Annotated in this window: 20 protein-coding genes, 1 tRNA gene and 1 pseudogene; 13 read left to right on the plus strand and 9 right to left on the minus strand. The window is 64.1% G+C overall.

Annotated elements, in window-relative coordinates; translation table 11 throughout:
• The first annotated feature begins 78 nt into the window (after positions 1–78).
• The 6 genes and pseudogenes from G455_RS23715 (at position 79) to G455_RS0109560 (ending at position 4,463) form a co-directional block, all read left to right on the plus strand.
• On the plus strand, positions 79–1,272 hold the full coding sequence (locus tag G455_RS23715; protein WP_051312331.1) for a phage portal protein: 1,194 nt from the start codon (positions 79–81) through the stop codon (positions 1,270–1,272).
• Complete coding sequence (locus G455_RS27170) at positions 1,269–2,276, plus strand: HK97 family phage prohead protease (RefSeq protein WP_308434074.1); 1,008 nt, start codon at positions 1,269–1,271, stop codon at positions 2,274–2,276. Before G455_RS23715 ends, G455_RS27170 begins: the two co-directional genes overlap by 4 nt.
• A 15-nt stretch (positions 2,277–2,291) precedes the next feature.
• Positions 2,292–3,035, plus strand: a pseudogene (locus G455_RS27175) (phage major capsid protein); the annotation flags it as partial.
• Positions 3,035–3,250 (plus strand): phage head-tail joining protein, encoded by a 216-nt coding sequence (locus G455_RS0109550; protein ID WP_035366530.1) that lies wholly within the window; start codon positions 3,035–3,037, stop codon positions 3,248–3,250. The pseudogene G455_RS27175 and the gene G455_RS0109550, both read left to right, overlap by 1 nt.
• A 2-nt stretch (positions 3,251–3,252) precedes the next feature.
• On the plus strand, positions 3,253–3,438 hold the full coding sequence (locus G455_RS0109555) for a hypothetical protein (RefSeq protein ID WP_028093503.1): 186 nt from the start codon (positions 3,253–3,255) through the stop codon (positions 3,436–3,438).
• Positions 3,435–4,463: a site-specific integrase gene (locus tag G455_RS0109560; protein WP_028093504.1), complete on the plus strand. Its 1,029-nt coding sequence runs from the start codon at positions 3,435–3,437 to the stop codon at positions 4,461–4,463. Before G455_RS0109555 ends, G455_RS0109560 begins: the two co-directional genes overlap by 4 nt.
• Positions 4,464–4,531: 68 nt before the next feature.
• On the opposite strand, the gene G455_RS0109565 is transcribed toward G455_RS0109560, so the two are convergent.
• Positions 4,532–4,605: transfer RNA gene (locus G455_RS0109565), tRNA-Cys, on the minus strand.
• 1,002 nt (positions 4,606–5,607) lie between these two features.
• On the opposite strand from G455_RS0109565, the gene G455_RS0109570 reads away from it, so the two are divergent.
• From G455_RS0109570 to G455_RS0109580, 3 genes are all read left to right on the plus strand, one after another.
• On the plus strand, positions 5,608–6,261 hold the full coding sequence (locus G455_RS0109570) for a protein-L-isoaspartate O-methyltransferase family protein (RefSeq protein ID WP_028093505.1): 654 nt from the start codon (positions 5,608–5,610) through the stop codon (positions 6,259–6,261).
• An 80-nt stretch (positions 6,262–6,341) separates the two neighbouring features.
• Positions 6,342–7,763, plus strand: coding sequence for a TolC family outer membrane protein (locus G455_RS0109575; protein WP_028093506.1), 1,422 nt, complete (start codon positions 6,342–6,344; stop codon positions 7,761–7,763).
• 93 nt (positions 7,764–7,856) lie between these two features.
• On the plus strand, positions 7,857–8,741 hold the full coding sequence (locus tag G455_RS0109580) for a hypothetical protein (protein ID WP_028093507.1): 885 nt from the start codon (positions 7,857–7,859) through the stop codon (positions 8,739–8,741).
• 12 nt (positions 8,742–8,753) lie between these two features.
• Here G455_RS0109580 and G455_RS0109585 read toward each other — a convergent pair whose 3' ends face one another.
• Both G455_RS0109585 and G455_RS0109590 read right to left on the minus strand, forming a co-directional pair.
• On the minus strand, positions 8,754–10,211 hold the full coding sequence (locus G455_RS0109585) for a cobyric acid synthase (protein ID WP_028093508.1): 1,458 nt from the start codon (positions 10,209–10,211) through the stop codon (positions 8,754–8,756).
• 80 nt (positions 10,212–10,291) lie between these two features.
• Positions 10,292–10,612 carry a DUF6280 family protein gene (locus G455_RS0109590; protein WP_028093509.1) on the minus strand — a complete coding sequence of 107 codons (321 nt, stop codon included), beginning with the start codon at positions 10,610–10,612 and terminating at the stop codon, positions 10,292–10,294.
• A gap of 219 nt (positions 10,613–10,831) precedes the next feature.
• Here G455_RS0109590 and efp point away from each other — a divergent pair, with 219 nt between their 5' ends.
• Positions 10,832–11,395 carry an elongation factor P gene (gene efp / locus G455_RS0109595; RefSeq protein ID WP_028093510.1) on the plus strand — a complete coding sequence of 188 codons (564 nt, stop codon included), beginning with the start codon at positions 10,832–10,834 and terminating at the stop codon, positions 11,393–11,395.
• A 73-nt stretch (positions 11,396–11,468) separates the two neighbouring features.
• Here efp and G455_RS0109600 read toward each other — a convergent pair whose 3' ends face one another.
• Entirely contained in the window at positions 11,469–12,086 is a 618-nt protein-coding gene (locus tag G455_RS0109600; protein WP_028093511.1) for a methyltransferase family protein, read from the minus strand.
• 124 nt (positions 12,087–12,210) lie between these two features.
• Positions 12,211–13,104 carry a CAF17-like 4Fe-4S cluster assembly/insertion protein YgfZ gene (gene ygfZ, locus G455_RS0109605; protein WP_268246075.1) on the minus strand — a complete coding sequence of 298 codons (894 nt, stop codon included), beginning with the start codon at positions 13,102–13,104 and terminating at the stop codon, positions 12,211–12,213.
• Between ygfZ and G455_RS0109610 the strand changes: the two genes are divergently transcribed.
• Entirely contained in the window at positions 13,045–13,728 is a 684-nt protein-coding gene (locus G455_RS0109610; RefSeq protein WP_028093513.1) for a TIGR04283 family arsenosugar biosynthesis glycosyltransferase, read from the plus strand. The genes ygfZ and G455_RS0109610 overlap by 60 nt on opposite strands.
• A gap of 207 nt (positions 13,729–13,935) precedes the next feature.
• Here G455_RS0109610 and G455_RS0109615 read toward each other — a convergent pair whose 3' ends face one another.
• Positions 13,936–15,792, minus strand: a complete 1,857-nt coding sequence (locus tag G455_RS0109615) for an ABC transporter ATP-binding protein (RefSeq protein WP_028093514.1) — start codon at positions 15,790–15,792, stop codon at positions 13,936–13,938.
• Between the two features lie 160 nt (positions 15,793–15,952).
• On the opposite strand from G455_RS0109615, the gene G455_RS0109620 reads away from it, so the two are divergent.
• A complete protein-coding gene (locus G455_RS0109620) occupies positions 15,953–17,170 on the plus strand; it encodes a pyridoxal-phosphate-dependent aminotransferase family protein (protein WP_028093515.1) in 1,218 nt (405 codons plus the stop codon).
• Positions 17,171–17,227: 57 nt separating this feature from the next.
• Here G455_RS0109620 and G455_RS0109625 read toward each other — a convergent pair whose 3' ends face one another.
• Positions 17,228–18,352: a pyridoxal phosphate-dependent aminotransferase gene (locus G455_RS0109625; protein WP_028093516.1), complete on the minus strand. Its 1,125-nt coding sequence runs from the start codon at positions 18,350–18,352 to the stop codon at positions 17,228–17,230.
• 120 nt (positions 18,353–18,472) lie between these two features.
• Between G455_RS0109625 and G455_RS0109630 the strand changes: the two genes are divergently transcribed.
• Positions 18,473–19,258: a crotonase/enoyl-CoA hydratase family protein gene (locus G455_RS0109630; protein ID WP_028093517.1), complete on the plus strand. Its 786-nt coding sequence runs from the start codon at positions 18,473–18,475 to the stop codon at positions 19,256–19,258.
• Between the two features lie 48 nt (positions 19,259–19,306).
• On the opposite strand, the gene G455_RS0109635 is transcribed toward G455_RS0109630, so the two are convergent.
• Positions 19,307–19,927 carry an HAD-IA family hydrolase gene (locus G455_RS0109635; RefSeq protein WP_051312333.1) on the minus strand — a complete coding sequence of 207 codons (621 nt, stop codon included), beginning with the start codon at positions 19,925–19,927 and terminating at the stop codon, positions 19,307–19,309.
• 163 nt (positions 19,928–20,090) lie between these two features.
• Positions 20,091–23,183: a valine--tRNA ligase gene (locus tag G455_RS0109640; protein ID WP_028093519.1), complete on the minus strand. Its 3,093-nt coding sequence runs from the start codon at positions 23,181–23,183 to the stop codon at positions 20,091–20,093.
• Positions 23,184–23,304: the final 121 nt, after the last annotated feature.

Here is a 23,304-nt window from a genome sequence, read left to right on the forward strand (position 1 = left end):
CCAGAAAAGATTGCTCACCACACCCTCCTATAGTTGGAGAGCGTGAATCACGCCGCCAGTGGCGCCGCAAGCCGATTAATGGGTCCTGAGCCTAAGGCGCGTGCCGCCGCCTTGTCGCAGAACAACGGCATCGCCGCGCGGATTATCGAGACTTGGACGGGCGCACTTGTCGGCAAGGGCTGGCAAGCGCAGGCACAGCACCCCGACCGGCAGATTGCCCGCGCTCTCAATGCCGAGCTTGAAAGCCTTGTTGGCCCTCTTCTGCCGCTGATCGCCCGCGCGGTGGTGCGGGACGGCGAGTGCTTCGTGCGGCTGATAGGCGGCGCGCAAGGCTTCCGCCTCTCCGTGCTGCCCGCCGATCAAGTTGACCCGGCCATGACCCGCGATTTGGGAAATGGTGGCCGCGTCGTCGCGGGCGTCGAATTCGACGCGTCGGAACAGATTGTTGCCTATCACGTCCTACCCGATGCGCCCGGCACCGCCTTTGCCTACTACAGCGAACCGCTGCGCATTCCCGCCGCCGAAATCCTCCACATCTTTGACCCGATTTTTCCCGGCCAGGTGCGCGGGGTGACATGGCTCGCACCGGTCCTCTTGAAGCTGGCCGACTATGACGCTGCGTCCGACGCGATGCTGATGAATCTCAAGACCCAAAGCCTGTTCGCGGGTTTCGTCACCGATCTTGAGGGCGGTGCAGCGGGCTTTGACGGGGACCAGGGCGGCGGCACGGTCAACGTGAGCTTGGAGCCCGGCGCAATGCGCATCTTGCCGCCAGGCAGTGACGTGAAGTTTGCCCAACCCGGCGGCGGCTTGACGGAACAGGTTGGCTTTCTCAAGGCGCAGCTGCGGGAAATCGCGGTGGGCACCGGCCTCATGTATGAGCAACTGAGTGGCGATCTGTCCGAAGCGAACTATTCCAGCGCGCGTTTCGGCCTCTTGGAATTCCGCCGCTTGGCCGAACAGCGCCAGCGCAGCCTTATCGAATGCCAGCTTCTTCGTCCGCTCTGGCGGCAGTGGATTAACTGGAAGGCGCTGGCCGGGGAAATCGCCGCCGATGACGCGGAAAGCCCCGACTATCGCGCCGTTCGCTTCGTCGCGCCGGGTTGGCAGTGGGTAGACCCCCAGAAAGAGGTCAATGCCGAGGTGCGCGCCATCGAAGCTGGGTTGAAATCCCGAGCCGAAGTCGTGGCGAGCCGAGGCCGCGACATTGATGAACTGGACGACGAGATTGCAGCCGACCGCCGCGCGGCCCGGCAGGAAGGTGACGCATGACCATTCATCTGCGCAGCGTGACGCCGCGCCCCTCGACCCTCGACACCGCGTCCCGAACCGTTGAAGCCATCGTTTCCACCGGGGCCGATACCCCCCGCGCAGGCTACGTCGAACGGCTCGACCTGTCCGGCGCTGATCTGTCGCGATTGGTGGGCGGCCCTGTTCTGGACGGGCACCGCTCGGAAACGACCCGCGACCAACTGGGGATCATCGAAGCCGCCGAGGTGCGGCCCGAGGGGCTTTGGGTCCGCATCAAATTCCGCAGCAATGAAGCCGCCAAAGCGGTGCTGTCCGACATTGCCGACGGTACGTTGCGCGGCCTGAGTGTCGGTTACACGGTCCAGCAATGGGCCGAAGCGCGCGAAAGCAATCGGCGGGTGCGCACCGCCGCCAAATGGACGCCGCTTGAAGTCAGCGTTGTCCCGATCCCTGCCGATCCTTCGGCGCACTTCCGCAATGGAGCAACCCAAATGGAAAACGAGACCATCGAAACCGCCTCCACGGCGGCAACCGCGACCCGTGCCGACATGAACCGGGAAATCCGGTCCATCGGTCAACTGGCGAACCTGTCTGCCGACTGGGTGGACTCGCAGATCGACGCCGAAGCCACCCCCGAGGCCGCACGCGCCGCCGCCTTCGCCGAAATGGCGCAGCGTCAGGAACAGACCCGCACCCGGTCTGCGCGCATCGAAATCACGGCAGATCATACCGACCCGCAGGTGATCGCGGAACGGGCCGGCGAAGCGCTCTTTGCACGATCGAACCCCGCTCATGACCTTTCGGCACCGGCCCGGCAGTATGCAGGCCTTACCATCCCCGAAGTCGCCCGCCAGTGCCTCACTCGGTCTGGCATCTCGACCACGGGGGCGGCGACGGAAAGCCTTGTCACGCGGGCGCTGCACTCCACGTCCGACTTTCCGCTGATCCTGGGCGATGCCGTCAACCGGGAACTGCGCCGCGCCTATCAGGCGGCACCGTCCGGCATTCGCCAGATCGCCCGCTAAACCACGGCCCGCGACTTCCGGGCAAAGCGTGCCGTCATGCTGGGCGAAGCGCCGGAACTGGAAAAGGTGCTGGAAGGTGGAGAATACACCTACGGCACGATTGCGGAAGGTGCGGAATCCTACCGCGTCGAAACCTTCGGAAAAATCTTCGCGATCACCCGGCAGGCGCTCATCAACGACGATCTGGGCGCATTCACCCGCGTCCCGGCCATGATGGGGCAGGCTGCTGCCGCGTTCGAGGCCAAGACGTTGGCCGGTCTGATCGACGGCAACCCCGTCATGTCGGACGGTGTGGCAGTGTTCCACGCCGATCATGCGAACCTCGACACGGCGTCGGTCATCGACACCGCCGGGCTTTCATCGTCCCGCCTGATGTTGCGCTCACAGACCGGCCTTGGCGGCGGCAAGATCAACTCCACGCCGCGCTTCCTGCTGGTATCGCCCGACCGCGAAACCGAAGCAGAACAGGCGCTGGCGGCGATTACCGCGACCAGGACTGATGATGCGAACCCGTTCAGCGGCCTGTCTCTGATCGTGGATGGATACCTGACCGATGCGTCGGCTTGGTACATGGCCGCTGACCCCGCCGCCTTGGACGGCATCGAATATGCGTACCTTGAGGGCGCACCGGGGCCGCAGATCGAAACGAAAGCGGGCTTCGAGGTGGACGGCATGTCCATCAAGGTCCGCCTCGATTTCGGCGCGGGCTGGGTGGACCATCGGTCGATGGTCAAGAACCCCGGCGCACCGGTGACGTAATGGCTATCGAGGTCAGCGAACTGGAAGGACTGCGGGACGAGCTCATTCGAGCTCGCGCCCGTGGCGTCCGCGTGACGGCCTATGAGGGCAAGCGGCTGGAATATGGCAGTGATGCCGAAATGGCCGCAGCAATCGCAGACCTCGACCGCCGCATTTCTCGCGCCAGCCGAACCCCTATCCGCACGGTGCGGGCTATATCTTCGAAAGGTGTCTAGCCATGCCGAAGCCGCAAGCCACTGTCCGCCGCACAATCGCGGAAATTCTTGATGCAGCGCGGCGCGCAGGATGGGCGTGGGCAAAGGTTGAATGGAAGCCTGATGGAAGCGTGACGGTGGACGCCGGTATGACCGAGGCCGACACCGACGATGACTTTCTATCCAGTGATCTGCGGATGGGGAAATGACCAGAAAACAGCTTCCAAAGTACGTGTATGAAGATCGCGGATATGTCCGTTTTATCCGACGCGCGCGCGGTCAGTCTGTCATGATGAAGGAAGAACCGGGCACGCCTGAGTTCTATGAGCACTACAACCGCCTTCTGAAGGGGCGCGGGCCGGTTTCATCCAAGCGCAACTTCGAAGCACTCATTCTGAGCTACTACGAAAGTGATGCGTACAAGAAACTGAAGCCCCGAACCAGGGCTGACTATCGCAAGTACATCGAGCACATTCGGACCATTTGGGGGAAGAAAGACCCGGCTAAGGTTGAAGCACATCACGTCTACGAATTGCACAGGGCCAATGCCGACCGCTGGCGTCAGGCAAACTACCTCGTGCAGGTGCTTGTGGTTCTGATGAATCATGCCCGTCTCACTGGCTTCCTGAAGAAGGAGCACGGCAATCCGGCAAAAGGCATCCCGCTTTTCAAGCAGCAAAGCGAAGGCTGGGAGCCTTGGCCTGACGATGTGCGCGCCGAATTCGAGCGTATCGCTACACCCCGCGCACGGCTTGTCTATGAGCTTTGCATCGGCACGGGGCAGCGCATCGGTGACGTGCTCAAGATCCGCTGGGGCCACTTGAAGGATGGAGCCTATGACTTCACCCAGGGCAAAACAGATAAAGAGCTTTGGATACCGCTGACGGAACGCCTCAAGGCCTATCTGGCGACAGTGGACAAGAAAGGCTTAACCGTTGTCACGGATGCGGCGGGGCGCCCCGTGCGATACCGGACAGTTGCGGATGAGATGCGCAAGGTAAAAGCCAACATGCAGCATCCCGACGCCGCGAAGTACGTCACGCATGGCCTGCGCAAGAACGCGACAATCGAGCTCTATCACGCCGGATGCAGTGATGAGATGGTCAAGGCCGTCACGGGCCATTCAAGCGTAGAGATGCTGAGAAGATATGGCGGCAAGGTGCGCCAACGTGAATTGGCAAGCCGTGCTCAAGAGGCGCGAAATCGCATGGAACAGAACAAGCCCGGAACGTGAATGTTTCAACGGCTATTTCAAACTTCAAACGAGAGGACACACAGGGTGACGCAAGTGCTTGAAAATATTGGAGGCGAGTACCGGAATCGAACCGGTGTACACGGATTTGCAATCCGCTGCGTCACCACTCCGCCAACTCGCCGCCGGTGGCAAAAATGCCATGTGGTTTGGGGCGATATAGCGGTCGCTTCGGGTGGCCGCAAGTATGATTTTCAGTGTTGCCACACAGCTTGCCAATCATTTGCATCTGTTCCTGCTCGCTTCTGCCGTGGGGCATGTGCTCTGAGGTAACGGAGAACATGCTGCGGAATGTCTTACGTCTCTGCGCTCGGCGGTGTCGACGCAAGCCGGCGGCTCCGTGGGCGTGGGGGCACTGTCGGACGGGATTGTCTGCTGCTGTGACGAGGATGCTGGTGGGCACCGTCCGGTGCTCGGGTTCAAGGTCGGAGGGGCGGGGCATCGCGTGGCAGGGTGGGAATGCCACGCGATCCGGGCAATCTCGTTGGTCTATCGCGAAGGTCTTGCCCTCCGGGCCGGTCCGGTTGGTGTTTCTCCGGCTGCCGGTGGCTCTGCCGATCCTGTCGGCAAGCGGGCGGCAGCGGCGCAGATCAGCCCCGCCGAGGTCGAAGAGGGGGATTCAGCAATCCACAGCCTGATGCCTTCCCGGTCTTTCAATGCCTTCCCGGCCTTGCTTGAATCCTCAGGGGGGCAAGGGGCGGTCTCGGAGCGAATTCGCTCCGTCTTGCGACGCGGTGAGCGTCAGGGCCGCAGGCTTATATCTGGTCATGTTTTCGTGCCTGTGGCGATCCGTGACATCGAGGTGACGCATAGGGGCAGGGGAGCTGATGGCCATACGGTTTCGAGGGGGCGAACCGCGTTCCGGTGCCGCCGTCGGGAGCCTACACTATATACACATGCAGAACGTGGGGGCGGAGGCGGAGCTGGGGCCTCTGCGGTGCGCAGGATGTGCGCTGATGGGCAGGCCGCGCCTCCGGTGATGCCGCAGCCGCAGGAAAACCGCTGTTTTCGCGCTCTGCCGGAGTGCTGTCGGGGGCTGTCGGGCGGGAAATTTCACGGTCACCGTTGCCGGGGCCGAAGGGATGTGGCAAAAGCCATGGCAGGGACTGAACAAAAGAGTTTAGCTATGACAGACTTCGCTGCCCGCCGTCGCATGATGGTCGATACCCAGGTCCGGCCCTCCGATGTGACGAAATATCCGATCATCGACGCGTTGCTGACGGTGCCGCGTGAAATCTTCGCCCCCGATGCGCTGCGTGATGTCGCTTATACCGGGGAAGACCTGGCATTCTCGCCCAATCGGGTAATGCTGGAGCCGCGGACCCTGGCCAAGATGCTCGACACGCTGGATATCCGTCAGGACGAGCTGGTGATGGATGTGGGCTGTGCCTCCGGCTATTCCGCTGCAGTGATCGCCACGCTGGCACAGGCCGTCGTGGCTGTCGAAGAGGATGAGACGCTGGCCGGAGAGGCTCCGGAGCTTCTGGCCGAGGCGGGGGCGGACAGCGCGATCCTTCATCAGGGGCCGTTGGCTGCCGGAGCGGCCGAGCATGGTCCCTATGACGTGATCATCGTCGAAGGCGGGGTCGAGGAGCTGCCGCAGGCTCTGATCGATCAGCTCAAGGAGGGTGGCCGGATGATCTGCATCTTTATCGAAGGTGCTCTGGGCGAGGTCCGGATCGGCTTTAAACGTGGCGGTCGCATGTCTTGGCGCTATGTATTCAATGCCGCTGCCCCGGTGCTGCCGGGGTTCGAAAAGCAAAGGGCGTTTTCGCTCTGAAGGCAAGAGAGGGCGCGATCGGACAAGATGGCGCCCTTCGACAATCTGGACCCCGAAGACGGGCAATCGGAGACGAGGATATGGGCAAGGCAGCAGGGATCAAGCGGCTTCTCAGGTCGGCGGTGATGGCCGGCGGGCTGGCCGCCGCGGTGATGGCGCCGCAACGGGCGAGCGCCGAGAATATCGTGGACGCGATGATCGGGGCGTATAACACCAGCGGTCTGCTGGAACAGCAGCGCGCGCTTCTGCGGGCGGCTGATGAAGATGTCGCAATTGCCTTGTCGGCCCTGCGTCCGGTGATCAACTGGACCACCCAATTGACCCGCACTTTGGCAAAGACTGAGAATAGCGGTGTCAAGATCAACAATTATCAGAGCGATTTCTTCACCGGTCTGACGTTGGAGCAACTGCTTTATGACGGTGGCGCCTCGCAGCTCAACCGACAGGCGGCACAGGAAACCGTTCTGGCCACGCGTCAGGCCTTGCTGAATATCGAACAGCAAATCCTGTTCCGCGCCGCATCGGCCTATCTGAACGTGGTGCTCTACAGCGAAAACGTTCGGCTGCGCGAAAACAACGTGCGTCTTCTGCAGGAAGAATTGCGCGCGGCCCAGGACCGTTTCGATGTGGGGGAGGTGACCCGGACCGATGTGGCCCTGGCCGAAGCACAGCTGGCCGCGGCCCGCTCCGGCCTGGCGTCGGCGCGCGGCACGCTGGTCAGTGCCCAGGCCGAATATTATAACGCAACCGGGCACCAGCCGGGGCCGCTGGCTGGTGAGCCACGCCTGCCCAAGGCTGCCGCATCGAAACAGGCGGCGACCGATATTGCCGTGCGCAATCACCCCAGCATCCTGTCGGCGCAGCATCAGGTCCGGGCGGCAGAGCTTGGTGCTCAGGCGGTTTCCAAGGCAATGGGCCCGACTGCTGGGCTGTCGGCCAGCTTGGGGTGGACCGAGGAAACCACCGGGTCGGATTACACCCACAGCGCCACCATCGGCGCGTCGGTGTCGCAACCGATCTATCAGGGCGGTGCCTTGTCCGCCCGCTACCGGTCGGCCCTGGCCAGCCGGGATGCCGCCAAGTCGGCGCTGCTGACGGCGCAGAATAATGTGGTGCAGGATGTGGCGGATGCCTATGTCCGGCTTCAGGTCTCGAAAGCCAACCTGATCTCCACCGCCGAACAGGTGCGTGCGGCGCAGGTGGCCTTTGACGGTATCCGCGAAGAGGCCAAGCTGGGCGCCCGTACCACGCTGGACGTGCTGTCGGCGGAACAGGATCTGCTGGACGCTCAGACCAACCGGATTTCGGCGCGCTCGGAAGAGGGGATCGCGACTTATCAGTTGCTGGTGGCCCAAGGGCTGCTGACGGCCGAAAGGTTGGGCCTGGCGGTTCAGATCTATGATCCGACCCTCTATTACAACCTGGTCAAGAATGCGCCGGCCAAGGTCAGCAAGCGCAGCCGTGATCTCGACCGTGTGCTCAAGGCTCTGGGGAAAGAGTGACAATCAGGGCGTGATTCGGCGATTTTCGCTTTCGGTTGTGTGAAGCCCGGCGAGGGTCTACACTGGCTAGCAAGGTGAGAGTGGAACCAACATATGCCCAACCCCGTCACGAATGCGCAGATCGAGGATGTCTTGTCCTCGATCCGTCGCTTGGTCAGCGAAGACTCCCAAAGCAGCCCCGGGCCTGACGCTGGGCGAAATGCCGCTGCGGTATCGCAGCCGCGGGGCGATGCACAGGCAGAGGCGTTGGCCTCCGGCGTGGATCGGCTGGTGTTGACGCCATCGTTGCGGATCGACGAGAAAGCTTCGGCTCCGGTTGCGCCCGTGTCCGGGACGATGGCCGAAGAGACGATGGCCGGAAGCGGGCAGCCCGAAGTAAGCCCCATAGAAAGCTATGAATTCGAGGCGGAGCCCCGCGCGTTCGACGCGGTTGAAGATAGCGACGATGCCATGCTTCAGGCCTCTGGTCATGAGTGGATGGAGCCGATCGAAGAGGCGACGACGGGCGACCTGACCGCCGCGCTAGGGCGAGTCGGCGCCCATCAGCCCGATGTTGCGATGTCTGCCGATCCGGAGGAAGAGGAGGCGCCCTTTGTCGAGCCCTCTTTCCAGTCGTCCCGATCCGACAGCCTGAGTTCCAAGATTGCCGCGCTTGAGGCCGCGATCGGGCGGACCCGCGATCAGTGGGAACCGGACGGCGATAGCGCCGATGCCTATGCGGGAACGCGCGGCGAGGCGATTAGCTGGCAGGATCATGTCGAGGGGCCGCGCCAGCAGGCCGGCGCCTCTGCCCCACAGAGCGAGGCCCCGACCGCCGAGGACGAAGCGGTGATGGATGAAGACGCCCTGCGCGAGCTGGTGGCCGAAATCGTCCGTCAGGAGCTTCAGGGCGCCCTGGGCGAACGGATCACCCGAAATGTGCGCAAGCTGGTGCGTCGCGAAATTCACCGGGCGATGGTGTCGCAAGACCTGGAATAGGCGGGCTCCGGGTTACGGTAACGTGCGGGAGCGGGCGACCTTCAGGATGCCGTCAATATCCATGTGGCGTTCCAGATGGTCTGCCAGCGCATCAAGCGTGGCCTCGACACCATCTTCATAACCTGTCTGAGAGCCATGGCCGAGCCCGGCCAGAAAGGCCGCTCTGAACGCGTCCGAGCTGAACATGCCGTGCAGATAGCTGCCGCGCACCCGTCCATCGGGGCTGGCGGCGCCTTCCGGATGGTCGTCGATCTCCAGCCAGCCGCGCTGGCAGTCGGGGCCCTCGGTCCGGCCAAGGTGAATTTCGTATCCTGTGATCGCCTCGCCGCCGGGCAGGGCGCGGCCGCGACGCTGGAGCACCGTCTTATTGCCGCTCATCACCGTTTCGACATCAAGCAGGCCGAGGCCCGGATCGGTGCCTGGCGCGCCCTCCAGCCCCTCTGGGTCGGCGATTGAGCGCCCCAACATCTGATAGCCGCCGCAGAGCCCCAGCACATGGCCACCGCGGCGCAGATGGGCCTGGATGTCGATGTCCCAGCCCTGGGCGCGCAGGAAGACCAGATCCGCACGGGTGGACTTGCTGCCGGGGATCAGCACCAGATCGGCATCGCCGGGCAGGGCGCGTCCGGGGGCCACGATCTCGACGGTGACCGCAGGCTCGGCGGCGAGGGGATCGAGATCGTCGAAATTCGCCATGCGCGGGAATTGCGGAACCACCACCTTGCAGCCCCCCCCCTTGTGAGAGGCGATATCCATCATGTCCTCGGCCGGCAGTCGCCAGGCCTCGGTGAACCAGGGGATCACGCCGAAGCTGGGCCAGCCGGTGCGGTCGGCGATATCGTCGCGCCCCTTGTCGAACAGCCTGAGATCGCCGCGAAAGCGGTTGATGGCAAAGCCCGCGATCCGGGCGCGGTCGGCATCGTCCAGAACAGCCTGAGTGCCGACAATCTGGGCGATGACGCCGCCCCGGTCGATATCCCCGACCAGGACCACCGGCATCCCGGTGGCCTGGGCAAAGCCCATGTTGGCGATGTCATTGGCGCGCAGATTGGTCTCTGCCGGGCTGCCAGCGCCCTCGACGATGACGATATCCGCCGTCTCTGCCAGCCGCTCGAAGCTTTCCAGCACCGCCTGCAGCAGTGCCCCCTTGTTGCGCTGGAAAAAGCCGGCCTCCTGGGTGCTGCGGCGACGGCCCTGCACCACAAGCTGGGCGCCGGTGTCGCTTTCGGGCTTCAGCAGTACCGGGTTCATGTCGCTAAGCGGGGCGCGGCGGCAGGCCCGCGCCTGCAGCGCCTGAGCGCGACCGATCTCGCCACCGTCGTCGGTAACGGCGGCATTGTTGGACATGTTCTGAGGCTTGAACGGGGCTACCGTCAGCCCCCGGCGCAGCAACGCGCGGCACAGGCCGGCGACGATCAGCGATTTGCCGACGTTCGATCCGGTGCCCTGTATCATCACGGCCGGGGTCATGCGGTGCGATCCTTTGGCTGTTCGGGCGCAAAAAAACGCGCCCTTTCAGGCGCGCTTTTTAGTGACGGGATAGGCGGAGATCAGGCCGCTTCGGCCTGCTCTGCGGCGTGGCGCCGCTCGCTTTCTTCGCGCGAGAGTGCGACCGAGGTCCGCACACCCTTGGAGACAAACTCCATCAGGCCCGACACAACGCGTTCGTTGGGGTCGATCCCGGCACAGCTCAGAACTTCACGGCCATCGCGCGACCGCGCCCAGCGGGCGATCTGCTCCGGACCGTTGCCATATTTCTTGTCATCGGCGATTGCATCGTCGAGGGCGGCCAGCACAACGGCCGCGAACAGTTTACGCGCACGATTGCCTTGCTCATTATTGAAGGCGGTGCCGTCAACGAAATCTTTCATCCCGTTTCCCTTGTTTTTCTTGCTCTTGCAATTTTCGGCGTGCTGCTGCTTATGACGGATTGCGCACGATTCGGGCACCCCGTTTCTGCATGGCAGCATTGCTTTTGGTGCATATCTGTTTGCGCGCGTGGTACTATATCTCGTCGGCTTGCCAGGCAACGCACTGCCAGATATAGGGGCGCAAAGCCATGCATCAACCTTGCGTACAAGGATTTACTCATGCCCAAGATCAACGGTAACGAAATCCGCCCCGGTAACGTGCTTGAACATAACGGCGGTTTGTGGGCGGCCGTCAAAGTCGATCACGTCAAGCCCGGCAAGGGCGGCGCCTTCGCTCAGGTGGAGCTGCGCAACCTGCGCAACGGTTCCAAGCTGAACGAACGTTTCCGCAGCGCCGACAAGGTCGAGCGCGTCCGTCTGGAACAGAAGGACATGCAATTTCTCTATGAAACCGATGGGATGCTGGTTTTCATGGATACCGAGACCTATGACCAGGTCGAGCTGCCGGCCGAGATCCTCGGTGATCGGCGCCCCTTCCTGCAGGATGGCATGACCATCCTGGTGGAGTTCTACGACGCCGAGGCCCTGAACGCGACGCTGCCGCAGAAGGTCACCTGCAAGATCACCGAGACCGAGCCGGTGGTGAAGGGGCAGACCGCGGCCAACAGCTTCAAGCCGGCGATTCTCGAAAATGGCGTGAAGGTCATGGTGCCGCCTTTCGTTGGCCCGGACGAGGACATCATCGTCAACACCGAGACGATGGAATACGCTGAGCGCGCCTGATCGGGATCGCGACAATCGGCAAGTTGGGAAAGGCGGGTGGTGATCACCCGCCTTTTTGCTTTCTTGCAATTTGTCAAAAGCTTTCCAAAATCGCCGCCCGCGCCCGAATCAGGCTGCGCTCGTCGACGAAGCGTGGGGTCGACTGCATGTAGTCGCGGAAGGCCTCGCCATAGCCCTGCAGCAGCCAGCGTTCTTCGTTCAGCACGAAGAGAAAGTAGAGCAGGAACAGCACGAAGGCGAAGCCCAGGGTGATGACAGAGCCCGAGGCGATCCCCAGCCCGACGGTGGCCAGCACCGAGGTGACATATTGCGGGTTGCGCGAATAGGCATACATGCCCCCGGTCACCAGCCCGTCGCTTTCGCAATAGGTGTTCTCGATCCCGAGAAACTTGTAGCCCCAGAGGGTGATGCCGAAGGCGATGACCATCAGCGGTACGCCGATGGCATAGCGGCCCCAGTGACCCCAGCCCTGGGTGCCGATTTCCATCAGGGCGAAGACGACGGTGCTGCCGCAGAAGATGCGGAACAGGCCGAAGGCGAGGTGGTGGCGGACCGGTGCCTCTTCTCCCGCCGGCCAGAAGCCGAAGGCGGGGCGATAGAGGTTCCAGGCCAGAAGTCCGCCCAGCAGCAGGGCCGAGACGATGGCGGCGATCAGGACGATGGAATGGATGGTAGGCAGAAGATCGGTCATTGGTCAGTCCGGTTTGCGGTGGCTCCAGAAACGTGACGTTTGCAAGACCACGAGGATGCAACACTGACGCAACAGTCCGGTGACATTCCCGTGGCCACCGCGCGCCGGACCGGTATGTCGGCTCTCAAAGCCGGCGCAGCGTCGCTCCTCCGGCCTGCATCGTGCCTTGCGCACGGTCGAAGCGCAGATAGGCGATGGCCTCTGCACCCGCGCGGGTGAAGAGCATACCGACCGGTTTGCCGTCTGCGGTGATCTCGGTTCCGGCTGGGGCCTCGCCTTCGATCGCGACGCGGGTCAGCCCCTTGCGCAGCTCGGTCTTGTGCTTCATTCGCGCCGTGACCTCCTGGCCGACATAGCAGCCCTTGCGGAAATCGACACCGTTCAACCGTTCGAACCCGGCCTCGAGGATATAGGTCTCGGGCGTCAGTTCGATACCGGTCTCGGGGATGCAATGGGCGACGCGGATCGCGTCCCAGTCGCTGCCGTCGTCGGCCTCGGGCGCGGGAGTATAGGCGCGCCAGCCCATCGCCGGGTCGCGCGGGTCGGTCAGCGCGCCGTCGGGGGCAGGGCCGGTGCCGCGTTGAAGGTTGAGCCCGGCGGGTTCGATCGTCACCTTGGCGCGCAGCTTGTACATCGTCAGTCGCCGCTGCAAATCGTCGGCAAGCGGTTCGGCCACGTCCAGCAGCACGTCTTCGCCCTGACGGGCAAGAAAGAAATCGGCGATGAACTTGCCCTGTGGCGTCAGCAGCGCGGCGTAGACGAGCCCCTGATCCAGCTTGCGGATGTCGTTGCTGATCAGCCCTTGCAGGAAATCCTGGGTCTCCGGCCCGCTCAGGCGCAGGATGCGACGCGTGGTCATAGTCTTGGTCCCGTGATGGTTTCTTGTCTTTCGTGCTTCGTGATATAGGAGGGCGCCGGGGCTTGAACAGGGTGCCCTTGACGATGACAGGAGTTGCCTTTGACCGCACCGATCAGCCTGGTGATCCCGACATTCAACGCCGAGGCCGAGTTGCCGCAATGTCTCGCCGTGCTGGCGGAGGGGCTGACGCTCGGGTTGATCCGGGAGTTGGTGATCACCGATGGTGGATCGGGGGATGCCACCTGCGAGATCGCCGATGCGGTGGGGGCGGAAGTGGTCGAGGGGCCGGCTTCGCGCGGTGGTCAGCTCAGGCGCGGTGTGGCGGCGACACGCGGTGAATGGGTGATGATCCTGCATGCCGATACCGTGCTGGAACCGGGCTGGACGTCTGCGGTGGCGGCGCATGTGGCGCGCGCCGATGCGCCGCCGGCCTATTTTCGGCTGGGTTTCCGGGACGGTGGTTGGCGGGGCCGGCTGGTGGCCGGCTGGGCCAATCTGCGCGCCAGGCTTTTCGCGCTGCCCTATGGCGATCAGGGGCTGCTGATCCGGCGGCGCGAGTATGAGGCGGCGGGGGGCTATCCCGATCAGCCGCTGATGGAGGATGTGGCGCTGGTGCGCAACCTGGACCGTCGGGCGATCGCGCTGCCGGTGACGGCGCAGACCAGCGCGGCGCGCTATGCTGCCGGTGGGTGGCTGCGGCGGGGAGCCGGAAATCTCTGGATCCTCATGCGGTATTTCACCGGGGCCGACCCGGAGCTGCTGGCGGCCAGGTATCACCGCTGAGTGGCGGCCCGGTGGCCGCGCAGGCGGGGGGCTCTGCCCCCCACGGCCTTCGGCCTCCCCCCGGGATATTTACAGCCAGAAAAACGGGGAGGTGAGCGGTGCAGGGACAAACAGTCCAGCGGACTGTTTTCAGCCGCGACCGGGTGGCTTCTCGGCCTGACGGCGACCGGCAAGCCCACCGGTCGTTGCCTTATGGTCTGATCTTGTTCAGCCGAAGAGTTTTTGCAGCTTGCGCCTGAGCCAGCCCGGTTGCGGCTGATCCAGGTCGGGGGCATGCGGGGTGAGGGCGGCGGTGCCCTCCGGGTCGATCACCGTCTTGCCGTCCTGGAATTGCAGCCGGTAGAGATCGGCATAGGTGCCGCCCCGGGCCAGAAGCTCTTCGTGCGTGCCCTGGTCGATGACCTGGCCGCGATCCATCACCACGATCTTGTCGGCGTTGCGGATGGTGGCGAGCCGGTGCGCGATCACCAAGGTGGTGCGCCCTCCTGACAGCTTGTCGAGCGCTGCTTGCACCACCTTCTCGGATTGCGCATCGAGCGCGCTGGTGGCCTCGTCCAGCAGCAGGATCGGGGTGTTGCGCAAAAGCGCCCGGGCGATCACCACCCGTTGCCGTTGCCCACCCGAGAGCGCTGAGCCGCGAGGGCCGACCAGCGTTTCCAGCCCGTCGGGCAGCTTGTCCAGGAAATCGCTGACATGGGCGGCGTCGAGCACGCGCTGCAGTTCCGCGTCGCTGACATCGGTGCGCCCGAGCAGGATGTTTTCCTTCAGAGTCTCGTCGAAGAGGAGCGCCTCCTGGCTGACCACAGAGAAGAGGCCGCGCAGATCGGCCAGGGTCATTTCGGTGACGGGAACGCCGCCGACGGTGATCCGGCCCTGTTGCGGGTCGACCAGACGGGTGAGCAGATTGAAGACGGTGGATTTGCCCGCGCCCGAGGCACCGACCAGGGCGGTGGTCTTGCCGGGTTCGGCCCTGAGGTTGAGGCCGCGCAGCACTTCGGCGGTGCCATAGCGCAGGGTGACATCCGTCAAGGCGATGTCTGGCAGGCCTTTGGGGGCGGGTTTGGGATTGGTCGGGGACTGCAGCAGGATTGGCGCGTCCATCAGTTCTTTCAGCCGTTCCAGCGCAGCGGCGGCGACCTGCCAGGCAGCGCTCATGTTGGCGAGGCGCCGCATTGGATCGAAGGCCAGGCCGATGGCGGTGAAAAAGCTCATGAACTGGCCGACGGTCTTTTCTCCGTCGATGATCTCGGCGCCGCCATAGAGCAGGACCCCCATGAAGCCGAGGCCGGCCATGATGTCGATCATGCCGGAAATGGTGGCGCTGCCCACCGAGGATTTGACCTCGGCCCGGACGAAGCCGTCCATATGGCCGCTGAAGCGGTTGGCTTGATAGCGTTCGAGGCTGTTCAGCTTGATCGGGACGATACCATGGAAAATCTCGTCCAGCCGGGTCGAGAGATCGGCGCCCAGATCGCGCGCCTGGGAGGCTTTCTTGCGAACATAGCGTTGTGCGATCCCGACCGGGATCAGGCACAGAGGCACCCCGAAGAGCATGACGGCGGTCCAGCGCCAGTCGACGTTGATCGCCACGCCCAGGAGCACCACGAGCGAGACCAGATCACGACCGGCGCCGGTCAGCACTATCTGCCAGACCTGGTTGATCGAACTGACGTCCGATTGCACCCGTTGGATCAGGAAGCCGGGCGGATGGGTCTGGTGAAAGGCGCTGTCCTGGCGCACCAGGCGGGCCAGAAGATCGCGACGCAGATTTGCGGCCGAGGCCTGGGAGATGTAGGTCAGCAGCACCTTTTGCACGCCGCCGGCGATGCCGCGCATCGAGAACAGCGCCAGAAAGGCGAGACTGACCCAGACCAGCGCGCCGGAATTGCCCTGAACGAAGATATCGTCGAACATCGGCTGCATCATGTAGCTGACGGCGCCGACGGTCGAGCCTTCGACCAGCATGAAGAACACCGCCAGGGCGATCAGCCAGATATAGGGGCGCAGATAGTCGGACCAGAGCCATCCCAACAGCTCACGCGAAGAGGTGGGGCGGTTGCTCATGCGCGGGAACTCCGGGATCGGTCGGGACGGGATGCATATCTCATGGGCGGGGACTTATGCTGACTGGGGCCTTGGCGCAAGCGGCGCGGGGCTTTGCGATTGACCGCAGATTGGCCGGGGTTACTGTGGCCGGGTGATCTTGAAGACAGGCATCCGAACAATGAGTAACACTTTCAGTCTCGCCCAAGGGCGTGAATATCTGGCGATTCCGGGGCCCTCGGTGATGCCTGATGCGGTGCTGCAGGCGATGCAGCGGCCGGCCCCGAATATCTATGAAGGGCCGCTGGTCGATATGGTGGCGGGGTTGATCCCGGATCTCAAGAGGGTCGCGCGGACCGCGCATAATGCCGCCATCTACATATGTAACGGGCATGGGGCCTGGGAGGCGGCGCTTTCGAACACGGTGGCTCCGGGCGAAACGGTGTTGGTGCCCGCGACCGGACGGTTCGGCATGGGCTGGGCAGATATGGCGCAGGGCCTGGGGATCGAGACGCAGATTCTCGATTTCGGCCGTTCGGTGCCCTGGGATCTGGACCGGATTGCCGAGGCGCTGCGCGCCGATACGGGCCATAAGATTAAGGCGGTGCTGGCGGTGCATGTGGATACCTCGAGCTCGGTCCGCAACGATGTGCCGGGGGTGCGCCGGGTGCTGGACGATCTGGGCCATCCGGCGCTGCTGATGGTCGACTGCATCGCCTCGATGGGCTGCGACCGCTTCGAGATGGACGCCTGGGGCGCCGATGTGGCGCTGACCGGCAGTCAGAAAGGGATGATGGTGCCGCCCGGTTTGGCCTTTGTCTTCTTCAATGACCGTGCCGCGGCGGTCCGGGCGAAGATGCCGCGCGTCAGCCGTTACTGGGACTGGTTACCGCGGGCCGAACCTGAGGCGTTCTTCCAGTATTTCGGGGGCACCGCGCCGACCCATCATCTTTATGCGCTGCGGGTCGCGCTCGACATGATCCATGCGGAGGGGATGGAACATGTCTGGGGGCGGCATGCGCGGCTGGCACAGGCGGTCTGGGCTGCCTGCGAGGCCTGGGGGCAGGGCGGGCCGCTGCGCCTGAATGTCGCCGATCCGGCGCAGCGGTCCCATGCTGTCACGGCACTTCGGATCGGGGCGCCGCATGGAACCGAGCTGCGCCGCTGGGTGCAGGACAATATCGGCCTGACCCTCGGTATCGGTCTTGGCATGTCGGAACCCGACGATCCCAATGGCGACGGATTCTTCCGGTTGGGTCATATGGGCCATGTCAACGGCCAGATGATCCTGGGTCTTCTGGGCGGCATGGAGGCCGGGATGTGCGCGCTTGATATTCCGCATGGGAGCGGGGCGATTGAAGCGGCGGCGAAGGTGATCGCCGGGCACTGTCGGGATTGATAGGGGGAGGGGGCTTTGCCCCCTCGGGCCCCGGGGGCCCTCACCCCCAGGATATTTTCAGCCAGAAAAAGACGATCGGCCCCGCGCCGTAGCGAGCGCCCCGGGCAGGGCTTCGGCGAAGGCGTCGAGATCGGCGGGCGTACCGCAACTGACCCGGATGCAGCGGTTCTGCGGCGCGGCGAAGGGCATGCGGACGAAGATGCCGCGTTGCACCAGGGCTTCGACCACCGACTTGGCAAAGGCGCCGTCGCGGCCGCAGTCGATGGTAACGAAATTGGTGGCCGAGGGCAGGGCGGTCAGCCCGTTGGCGGCGGCAATCTGGGTGATGCGGTCGCGTGCGGTGGCGATTTCCGCCTGCACATGGGCCAGCCAGTCGCCGTCGGCCAGGGCGGCCAGGGCACCGGCCTGGGCGGCGCGGTTCATGCCGAAGTGATTGCGCACCTTGTTGAAGGCATTGATCAGCTCGGGTGCGCCGATGGCATAGCCGACCCGGGCGCCCGCCATGCCGTAGATCTTGGAGAAGGTCCGCATCCGGATCACCCGGGGGTCATCCGCGTCAATCGCTGCCGCAGTGCCTTCGGGGGCGCATTCGACATAGGCCTCGTCCAGCACCAGAAGGCTGCGCTCGGGCAGGGTGTCCAGGGCCTCGACGATCTCGGCCCCCGGGCGCCAGCTGCCCATCGGGTTGTCGGGGTTGCAGAGATAAACCAGCTTGGCGTCGACCTCTGCCGCCTTGACGAAGAGGCTGGCGGGATCCTGGCGGTCGTCGATATAGGGCACCGTATGCAGCACCCCGCCGAAGCCCGCGACGTGATAGTTGAAGGTGGGGTAGGCGCCGACGGAGGTGACCACCGGATCGCCGTCGCCGATCAGCAGCCGCACCAGATAGCCCAAAAGCCCGTCGATGCCTTCGCCCACCATGATGTTCTCGGGGCGCACGCCGTGATGCGCGGCCAGCGCGGCGCGCAGATCATGGCTTTCGGGATCGCCGTATTTCCAGATCTCGGCGGCCTCGGCCTGCATCGCGGCGATGGCGCGGGGCGGGGGGCCGAAGACATTCTCGTTGGCGCCGAGGCGCGCGGTGAAGGGGGTGCCGCGCAGACGCTCCTGCGTTTCCGGGCCGACGAAGGGCACGGTGGCGGGCAGCGCGCGGACAAGCGGGGTGTAGCGAGGCTCAGTCATGGCGGGCAGATAAGCCCGGAAATGGGGCGTGGGCAAGCGATTTGAATGCCCTAACGTCTGACTGGATTTCGCGAGGCCTCGCGGGGCAGAGTGGCGCCCGAGAATAGAGGAGGGGACGCCATGGCGCGCGTATCGGTCGACTATCAGGATCACATTGCCCGGGTGACGTTGACCCGGGGGGACAAGATGAATGCGTTGGACGACGCGATGGTCGACGCCATCCTTGCCGCGGGCGAGGACGTGGCGGCCTCGGACGCGCGGGTCGTGGTGCTGTCGGGTGAGGGCAAGAGCTTTTGCGCCGGGCTCGACATGGCGAGCTTTGCCAAGATGGGGCAGATGCCCGATATCGAAAGCTGGCTGATGGATCGTACCCATCACGACGCCAACAAGATGCAGGAGGTGGCGATGATCTGGCGCCGCCTGCCGATGCCGGTGATCGCCGCCATCCGGGGCGCGGCCTTCGGCGGTGGGCTGCAACTGGCGCTGGGGGCGGATATCCGCATCGCGGCGCCCGATGCGAAATTCGCGGTGATGGAGATGAAATGGGGCCTGGTGCCCGACATGGGGGGCATGGCGCTATTGCCGAGGCTGGTGCGGTCCGATGTGCTGCGGCTTCTGACCTATACCGCCACGCCGATCGGGGCGGCGCAGGCCGAAGGCTGGGGGATGGTCACCGAACTGGCCGATGATCCGCTGGCCCGCGCGCTGGAGATCGCGAGCCATATCGCAGGCCAGAGTCCGGCGGCAATCCGCGCCGCCAAACGGCTGATCGAGGTTGCCGAAAGCGCCGGTCAGTCCGAGGTGCTGTTGGCGGAATCCCGTGAACAGGTCAGCGTCATCGGAAAGCCCGAGCAGATGGAGGTGGTGATGGCACAGATGCAGGGGCGCAAGCCGGAGTTCAAGTAGGGCCGGCTCCCTTCTTGGTCAGGCCGTCCCCGGGGACGGTTGGGGCTGCTATCGCGAGATGCAGCGCTGCAGGACCGAAGACAGCGCTTCGGCCCCGGTCCAGTGGACGGCCTGCCAGTCCGCCTGGCGGGCCGTTTCCACATTGTCCTGGGTATCGTCGACCAGCAGCAGATCTCGCGGAGCAAATCCGCGGGCCTCGGCGGCATGGGCGAAGAATTCGGGTTGGTGTTTCCTGCACCCGGCCTGCGCCGAATAGACGATACCGTCGACCTCCTGGTCGAGCTTCATGGTCTGCATCAGATAGCGTGCCCGCATATGCTCCTGATTTATTGCCAGATATATCGCGAGCCCCTGGCGTGGCGCGGCGCGACAATCCGCCAGGACGGCCTGTTCGACACAGGAAGCCATGTCGAACCAGTAGTGGGCAAGGTCCTCCGCGTTGACCTGAGACCCAATTGCCCGAAGGGCATCCGAAAGGGGGGGCAGAAGAGCTTTCCTGCCGGTGACGATATCGTCCAAGTCGCGCGCGAAGAGCTGCCGGCCGAGGCTGTCGGGCGCCACTCTGGTGTCTTCGAACTGCTGGTGGTCCCTGCGCAGCCCGTCTGCGGGGCGCCCCGTCACCAGGACGCCGTCCACATCGAGTATAGGCCGGATCTCCTTGGGGGACATGCGGCGACTATCTCTGATTGTCGCGGGGTGGGGAAGGGGATCTGGCGCCGCTGTTGCGCCATCCTTGGGGGCTTGGTTTGGCCCGGGGCAAAGGAACGGGGCCGGAAAATGGCATCCGGCCCCGAAACGCTGTTTCATTCGATTTTCAGCCGCGCGGCAGCGTCTATTCCAGCTCGGCGAGACGGGCCAGAGCTTCGGTGATCCGGGCCTCTTCCTCCTCGCGGGCGGCGAGGTTGGCGCGGGTTTCCTCGACCACCTCTTCCGGCGCTGAGTCGGCGAATTTGGGGTTGTTCAACCGACCGCGCAGACCGCCGAGCTCCTTGGCGAGCTTTTGCAGCGCCTTTTCCAACCGCGTCTTTTCTTCGGCGATGTCGATGATGCCGGCCAGCGGCAGGCCGAAGGTGGCGCCTTCGGCCGGGATCGTCACCGTGCCCTTGGGCAGGCTGTCGGCGCGGGACAGCCCCTCGATCCGGGCAAGCCGCTTGATCAGCGTCTCGTTTCGGTCCCAGGCGTCCTGGCCGCGGGTGTCGATCTCGGTCACCAGCATCGGCACATAGAGACCCACCGGCACATGCATCTGCGCCCGGGCAGAGCGCACCGCCTCGATCAGCCCGATCACCCAGTTCATTTCGTGATCGGCCTGGGCGTCGACCAGATCGGCCGCCGAATATTCCGGCCAATCTCCATGGATCAGCATCTTGGCGCGGCTGCCGGAGAGTTGCCACAGCTCTTCGGTGATGAAGGGCATGATCGGGTGCAGCAGGATCAGGCATTGATCCAGCACCCATTTCATCGTTAGTCGGGTTTCCGCCTGAACCTCGGTATCCTCGCCCTGCAGCAGCGGCTTGGCGAATTCGACGTACCAGTCGCAGACCTTGCCCCAGACGAAGGCATAAAGCGCGTTGGCCGCATCGTTGAAACGGAAGGTCTCCAGCGCCTCGTCGACTTCAGCGCGAACCTTGGCGGTTTCGCCGATGATCCACTTGTTCACCGTCTGTGCCGGGGTCGGGATGCTGTCCGCAGTGACTTCGAACACGCCGTTCATCTCGGCGAAGCGCATGGCGTTCCACAGCTTGGTGCCGAAGTTGCGATAGCCGGCGATCCGCTGCATGTCGAGCTTCAGCACCCCGCCGATCGAGGCCATGGCGGCATTGGTGAAGCGCAGCGCATCGGCGCCGTATTCGTCGATGATCTCCAGCGGGTCGACCACGTTGCCGACTGATTTGGACATCTTCTTGCCCTTGGCATCGCGCACCAGCCCGTGCAGATAGACCGTCTTGAACGGAATCTGATCCACCACGGCAAGCTGCATCATGATCATCCTGGCGACCCAGAAGAACAGGATGTCCTGCCCGGTGACCAGAACGTCGGTCGGGAAATAGCGTTGCAGTTCCGGCGTCTGCTCCGGCCAGCCCAGCGTGCCGATCGGCCACAGACCCGAGCTGAACCAGGTGTCCAGAACATCGGGATCACGCCAGACCGGATAGACCAGCTTGGTCGGGTCCTGATCCATCTCGTATTGCGCAAAGCTTGCGGCCAGCAGTTCCACCGCCGCCGCCTTGTCGGCGACTTCGACGATGCGGGCGTCGGCGATCGGGGTGGGGGTATCGGCCAGCTCCTGACGGAAGGCGTCGATCACCCCGTCGAAGTCGGCGGCGCAGTGATGCACCGAACCCATGTGGACAAGCCCGTTCAGCAGCAGCCGGCCCATTTCCACTACGTCGAGCGCGCCGTCGCCCTCGTCATCGCGGAAGCCCGGCGCCGAGAGGTCGAGCCCGTACCACACCGGGATCTGATGGCCCCACCAGAGCTGGCGCGAGATGCACCAGGGTTCGATATTCTCGAGCCAGTGGTAATAGGTCTTCTCGCCGCTTTCCGGCAGGATGGTGATATCGCCGCCACGCACTGCGTCGAGCGCGGGGCCGACGATCTGGGCGGTGTCGACGAACCATTGATCGGTCAGCATCGGTTCGATCACCACCTTGGAGCGGTCGCCGAAGGGCTGCATGATCGGCTTGTTCTCGACCAGCGGCTCCAGTTCGCCATCCTCGGCGGGGATCATCACCGCCAGGCCTTCTTCGGTGATCTGTTCGACCACGCGCTTGCGCGCCTCGAACCGGTCGAGACCGCGCAGCTCGTCCGGCACCAGGTTCAGCGTGTCGACTTCCAGCTCGGTGAATTCGGCCCCGTTGGAGATTTCCTGTGCCCGGGTGGCACATTCGGCATAGGACAGCCCGTCGGCGCGCAGATGCGCCTTGGTGTCCAGCAGCCGATACATCGGAATGCCGCCCCGCTTGGCGACCTGATAGTCGTTGAAATCATGCGCACCGGTGATCTTCACCGCGCCCGAACCGAAGGTCGGATCGGGGTATTCGTCAGTGATGATCGGGATCAGCCGGCGGTGTTCCTTCGGGCCCACCGGGATTTCGCAGAGCTTGCCGACGATGGGCGCATAGCGTTCGTCCGACGGATGCACCGCCACCGCGCCGTCACCCAGCATGGTCTCGGGGCGGGTGGTGGCGATCGAGATGTAATCGCGCTCTTCCTCCAGCACGATGTTCCCGTCCTCGTCCTTCTCGACATAGGTATAGGTCTCGCCGCCCGCCAGCGGGTATTTGAAGTGCCACATGTGGCCGGCGACTTCGATGTTCTCGACCTCGAGGTCGGAAATCGCGGTCTCGAAATGCGGATCCCAGTTCACCAGTCGCTTGCCGCGATAGATCAGCCCCTTGTCGTACATGTCGACAAAGACCTTGATCACCGCGTCGTGGAAGTTGCCCTCCTCGCCCGCAGGCGCGCCGGGGGCTCCGGACATGGTGAAGGCGTTGCGGCTCCAGTCGCAGGAAGCGCCGAGGCGTTTCAACTGGTTGATGATGGTGCCGCCGGACTGTTGCTTCCAGTCCCAGACCTTGGCGGTAAAGGCTTCGCGGCCCAGTTCGCGGCGCGACGGCTGTTGTTGCTTGGCCAGTTCGCGTTCCACCACCATCTGGGTGGCGATGCCGGCGTGGTCCTGTCCGGGCTGCCACAGGGTATCGAACCCGCGCATCCGGTGCCAGCGGATCAGGATATCCTGCAAGGTGTTGTTGAAGGCATGCCCCATGTGCAGGCTGCCGGTGACGTTCGGCGGCGGGATCATGATGCAGAAGGTTTCGGCCCGGCTGGCATTGGCGCCGGCGCGGAAACAGCCCGCGTCCTCCCAAGCCTTGTACAAACGTTCTTCGGCTTCCGCCGCGTTGAAGGTCTTTTCCATCGCCATGCGGGGGATCCCCTCGTCAAAATCTCTTGTTTCGGGGCAAACTCCTAGCGAAAGGCTGGGGCAAGGGAAAGGTGGAAGCGATAAGTTATTTGCCGCATCGGCGTGGCCGAAAGCGGGTGAC

Origin of the sequence: Pseudodonghicola xiamenensis DSM 18339 (assembly GCF_000429365.1) — a bacterium.
In the GTDB taxonomy this organism is placed as follows: domain Bacteria; phylum Pseudomonadota; class Alphaproteobacteria; order Rhodobacterales; family Rhodobacteraceae; genus Pseudodonghicola; species Pseudodonghicola xiamenensis.

Excerpts from the sequence above, each read along its gene's own strand:
- G455_RS23715 (WP_051312331.1), top strand. The coding sequence starts at position 79 with ATGGGTCCTGAGCCTAAGGCGCGTGCCGCCGCCTTGTCGCAGAACAAC.
- G455_RS27170 (WP_308434074.1), top strand. The coding sequence starts at position 1,269 with ATGACCATTCATCTGCGCAGCGTGACGCCGCGCCCCTCGACCCTCGAC.
- G455_RS0109550 (WP_035366530.1), top strand. The coding sequence starts at position 3,035 with ATGGCTATCGAGGTCAGCGAACTGGAAGGACTGCGGGACGAGCTCATT.
- G455_RS0109555 (WP_028093503.1), top strand. The coding sequence starts at position 3,253 with ATGCCGAAGCCGCAAGCCACTGTCCGCCGCACAATCGCGGAAATTCTT.
- G455_RS0109560 (WP_028093504.1), top strand. The coding sequence starts at position 3,435 with ATGACCAGAAAACAGCTTCCAAAGTACGTGTATGAAGATCGCGGATAT.
- G455_RS0109570 (WP_028093505.1), top strand. The coding sequence starts at position 5,608 with ATGACAGACTTCGCTGCCCGCCGTCGCATGATGGTCGATACCCAGGTC.
- G455_RS0109575 (WP_028093506.1), top strand. The coding sequence starts at position 6,342 with ATGGGCAAGGCAGCAGGGATCAAGCGGCTTCTCAGGTCGGCGGTGATG.
- G455_RS0109580 (WP_028093507.1), top strand. The coding sequence starts at position 7,857 with ATGCCCAACCCCGTCACGAATGCGCAGATCGAGGATGTCTTGTCCTCG.
- G455_RS0109585 (WP_028093508.1), bottom strand. The coding sequence starts at position 10,211 with ATGACCCCGGCCGTGATGATACAGGGCACCGGATCGAACGTCGGCAAA.
- G455_RS0109590 (WP_028093509.1), bottom strand. The coding sequence starts at position 10,612 with ATGAAAGATTTCGTTGACGGCACCGCCTTCAATAATGAGCAAGGCAAT.
- efp (WP_028093510.1), top strand. The coding sequence starts at position 10,832 with ATGCCCAAGATCAACGGTAACGAAATCCGCCCCGGTAACGTGCTTGAA.
- G455_RS0109600 (WP_028093511.1), bottom strand. The coding sequence starts at position 12,086 with ATGACCGATCTTCTGCCTACCATCCATTCCATCGTCCTGATCGCCGCC.
- G455_RS0109615 (WP_028093514.1), bottom strand. The coding sequence starts at position 15,792 with ATGAGCAACCGCCCCACCTCTTCGCGTGAGCTGTTGGGATGGCTCTGG.
- G455_RS0109620 (WP_028093515.1), top strand. The coding sequence starts at position 15,953 with ATGAGTAACACTTTCAGTCTCGCCCAAGGGCGTGAATATCTGGCGATT.
- G455_RS0109625 (WP_028093516.1), bottom strand. The coding sequence starts at position 18,352 with ATGACTGAGCCTCGCTACACCCCGCTTGTCCGCGCGCTGCCCGCCACC.
- G455_RS0109630 (WP_028093517.1), top strand. The coding sequence starts at position 18,473 with ATGGCGCGCGTATCGGTCGACTATCAGGATCACATTGCCCGGGTGACG.
- G455_RS0109635 (WP_051312333.1), bottom strand. The coding sequence starts at position 19,927 with ATGTCCCCCAAGGAGATCCGGCCTATACTCGATGTGGACGGCGTCCTG.
- G455_RS0109640 (WP_028093519.1), bottom strand. The coding sequence starts at position 23,183 with ATGGCGATGGAAAAGACCTTCAACGCGGCGGAAGCCGAAGAACGTTTG.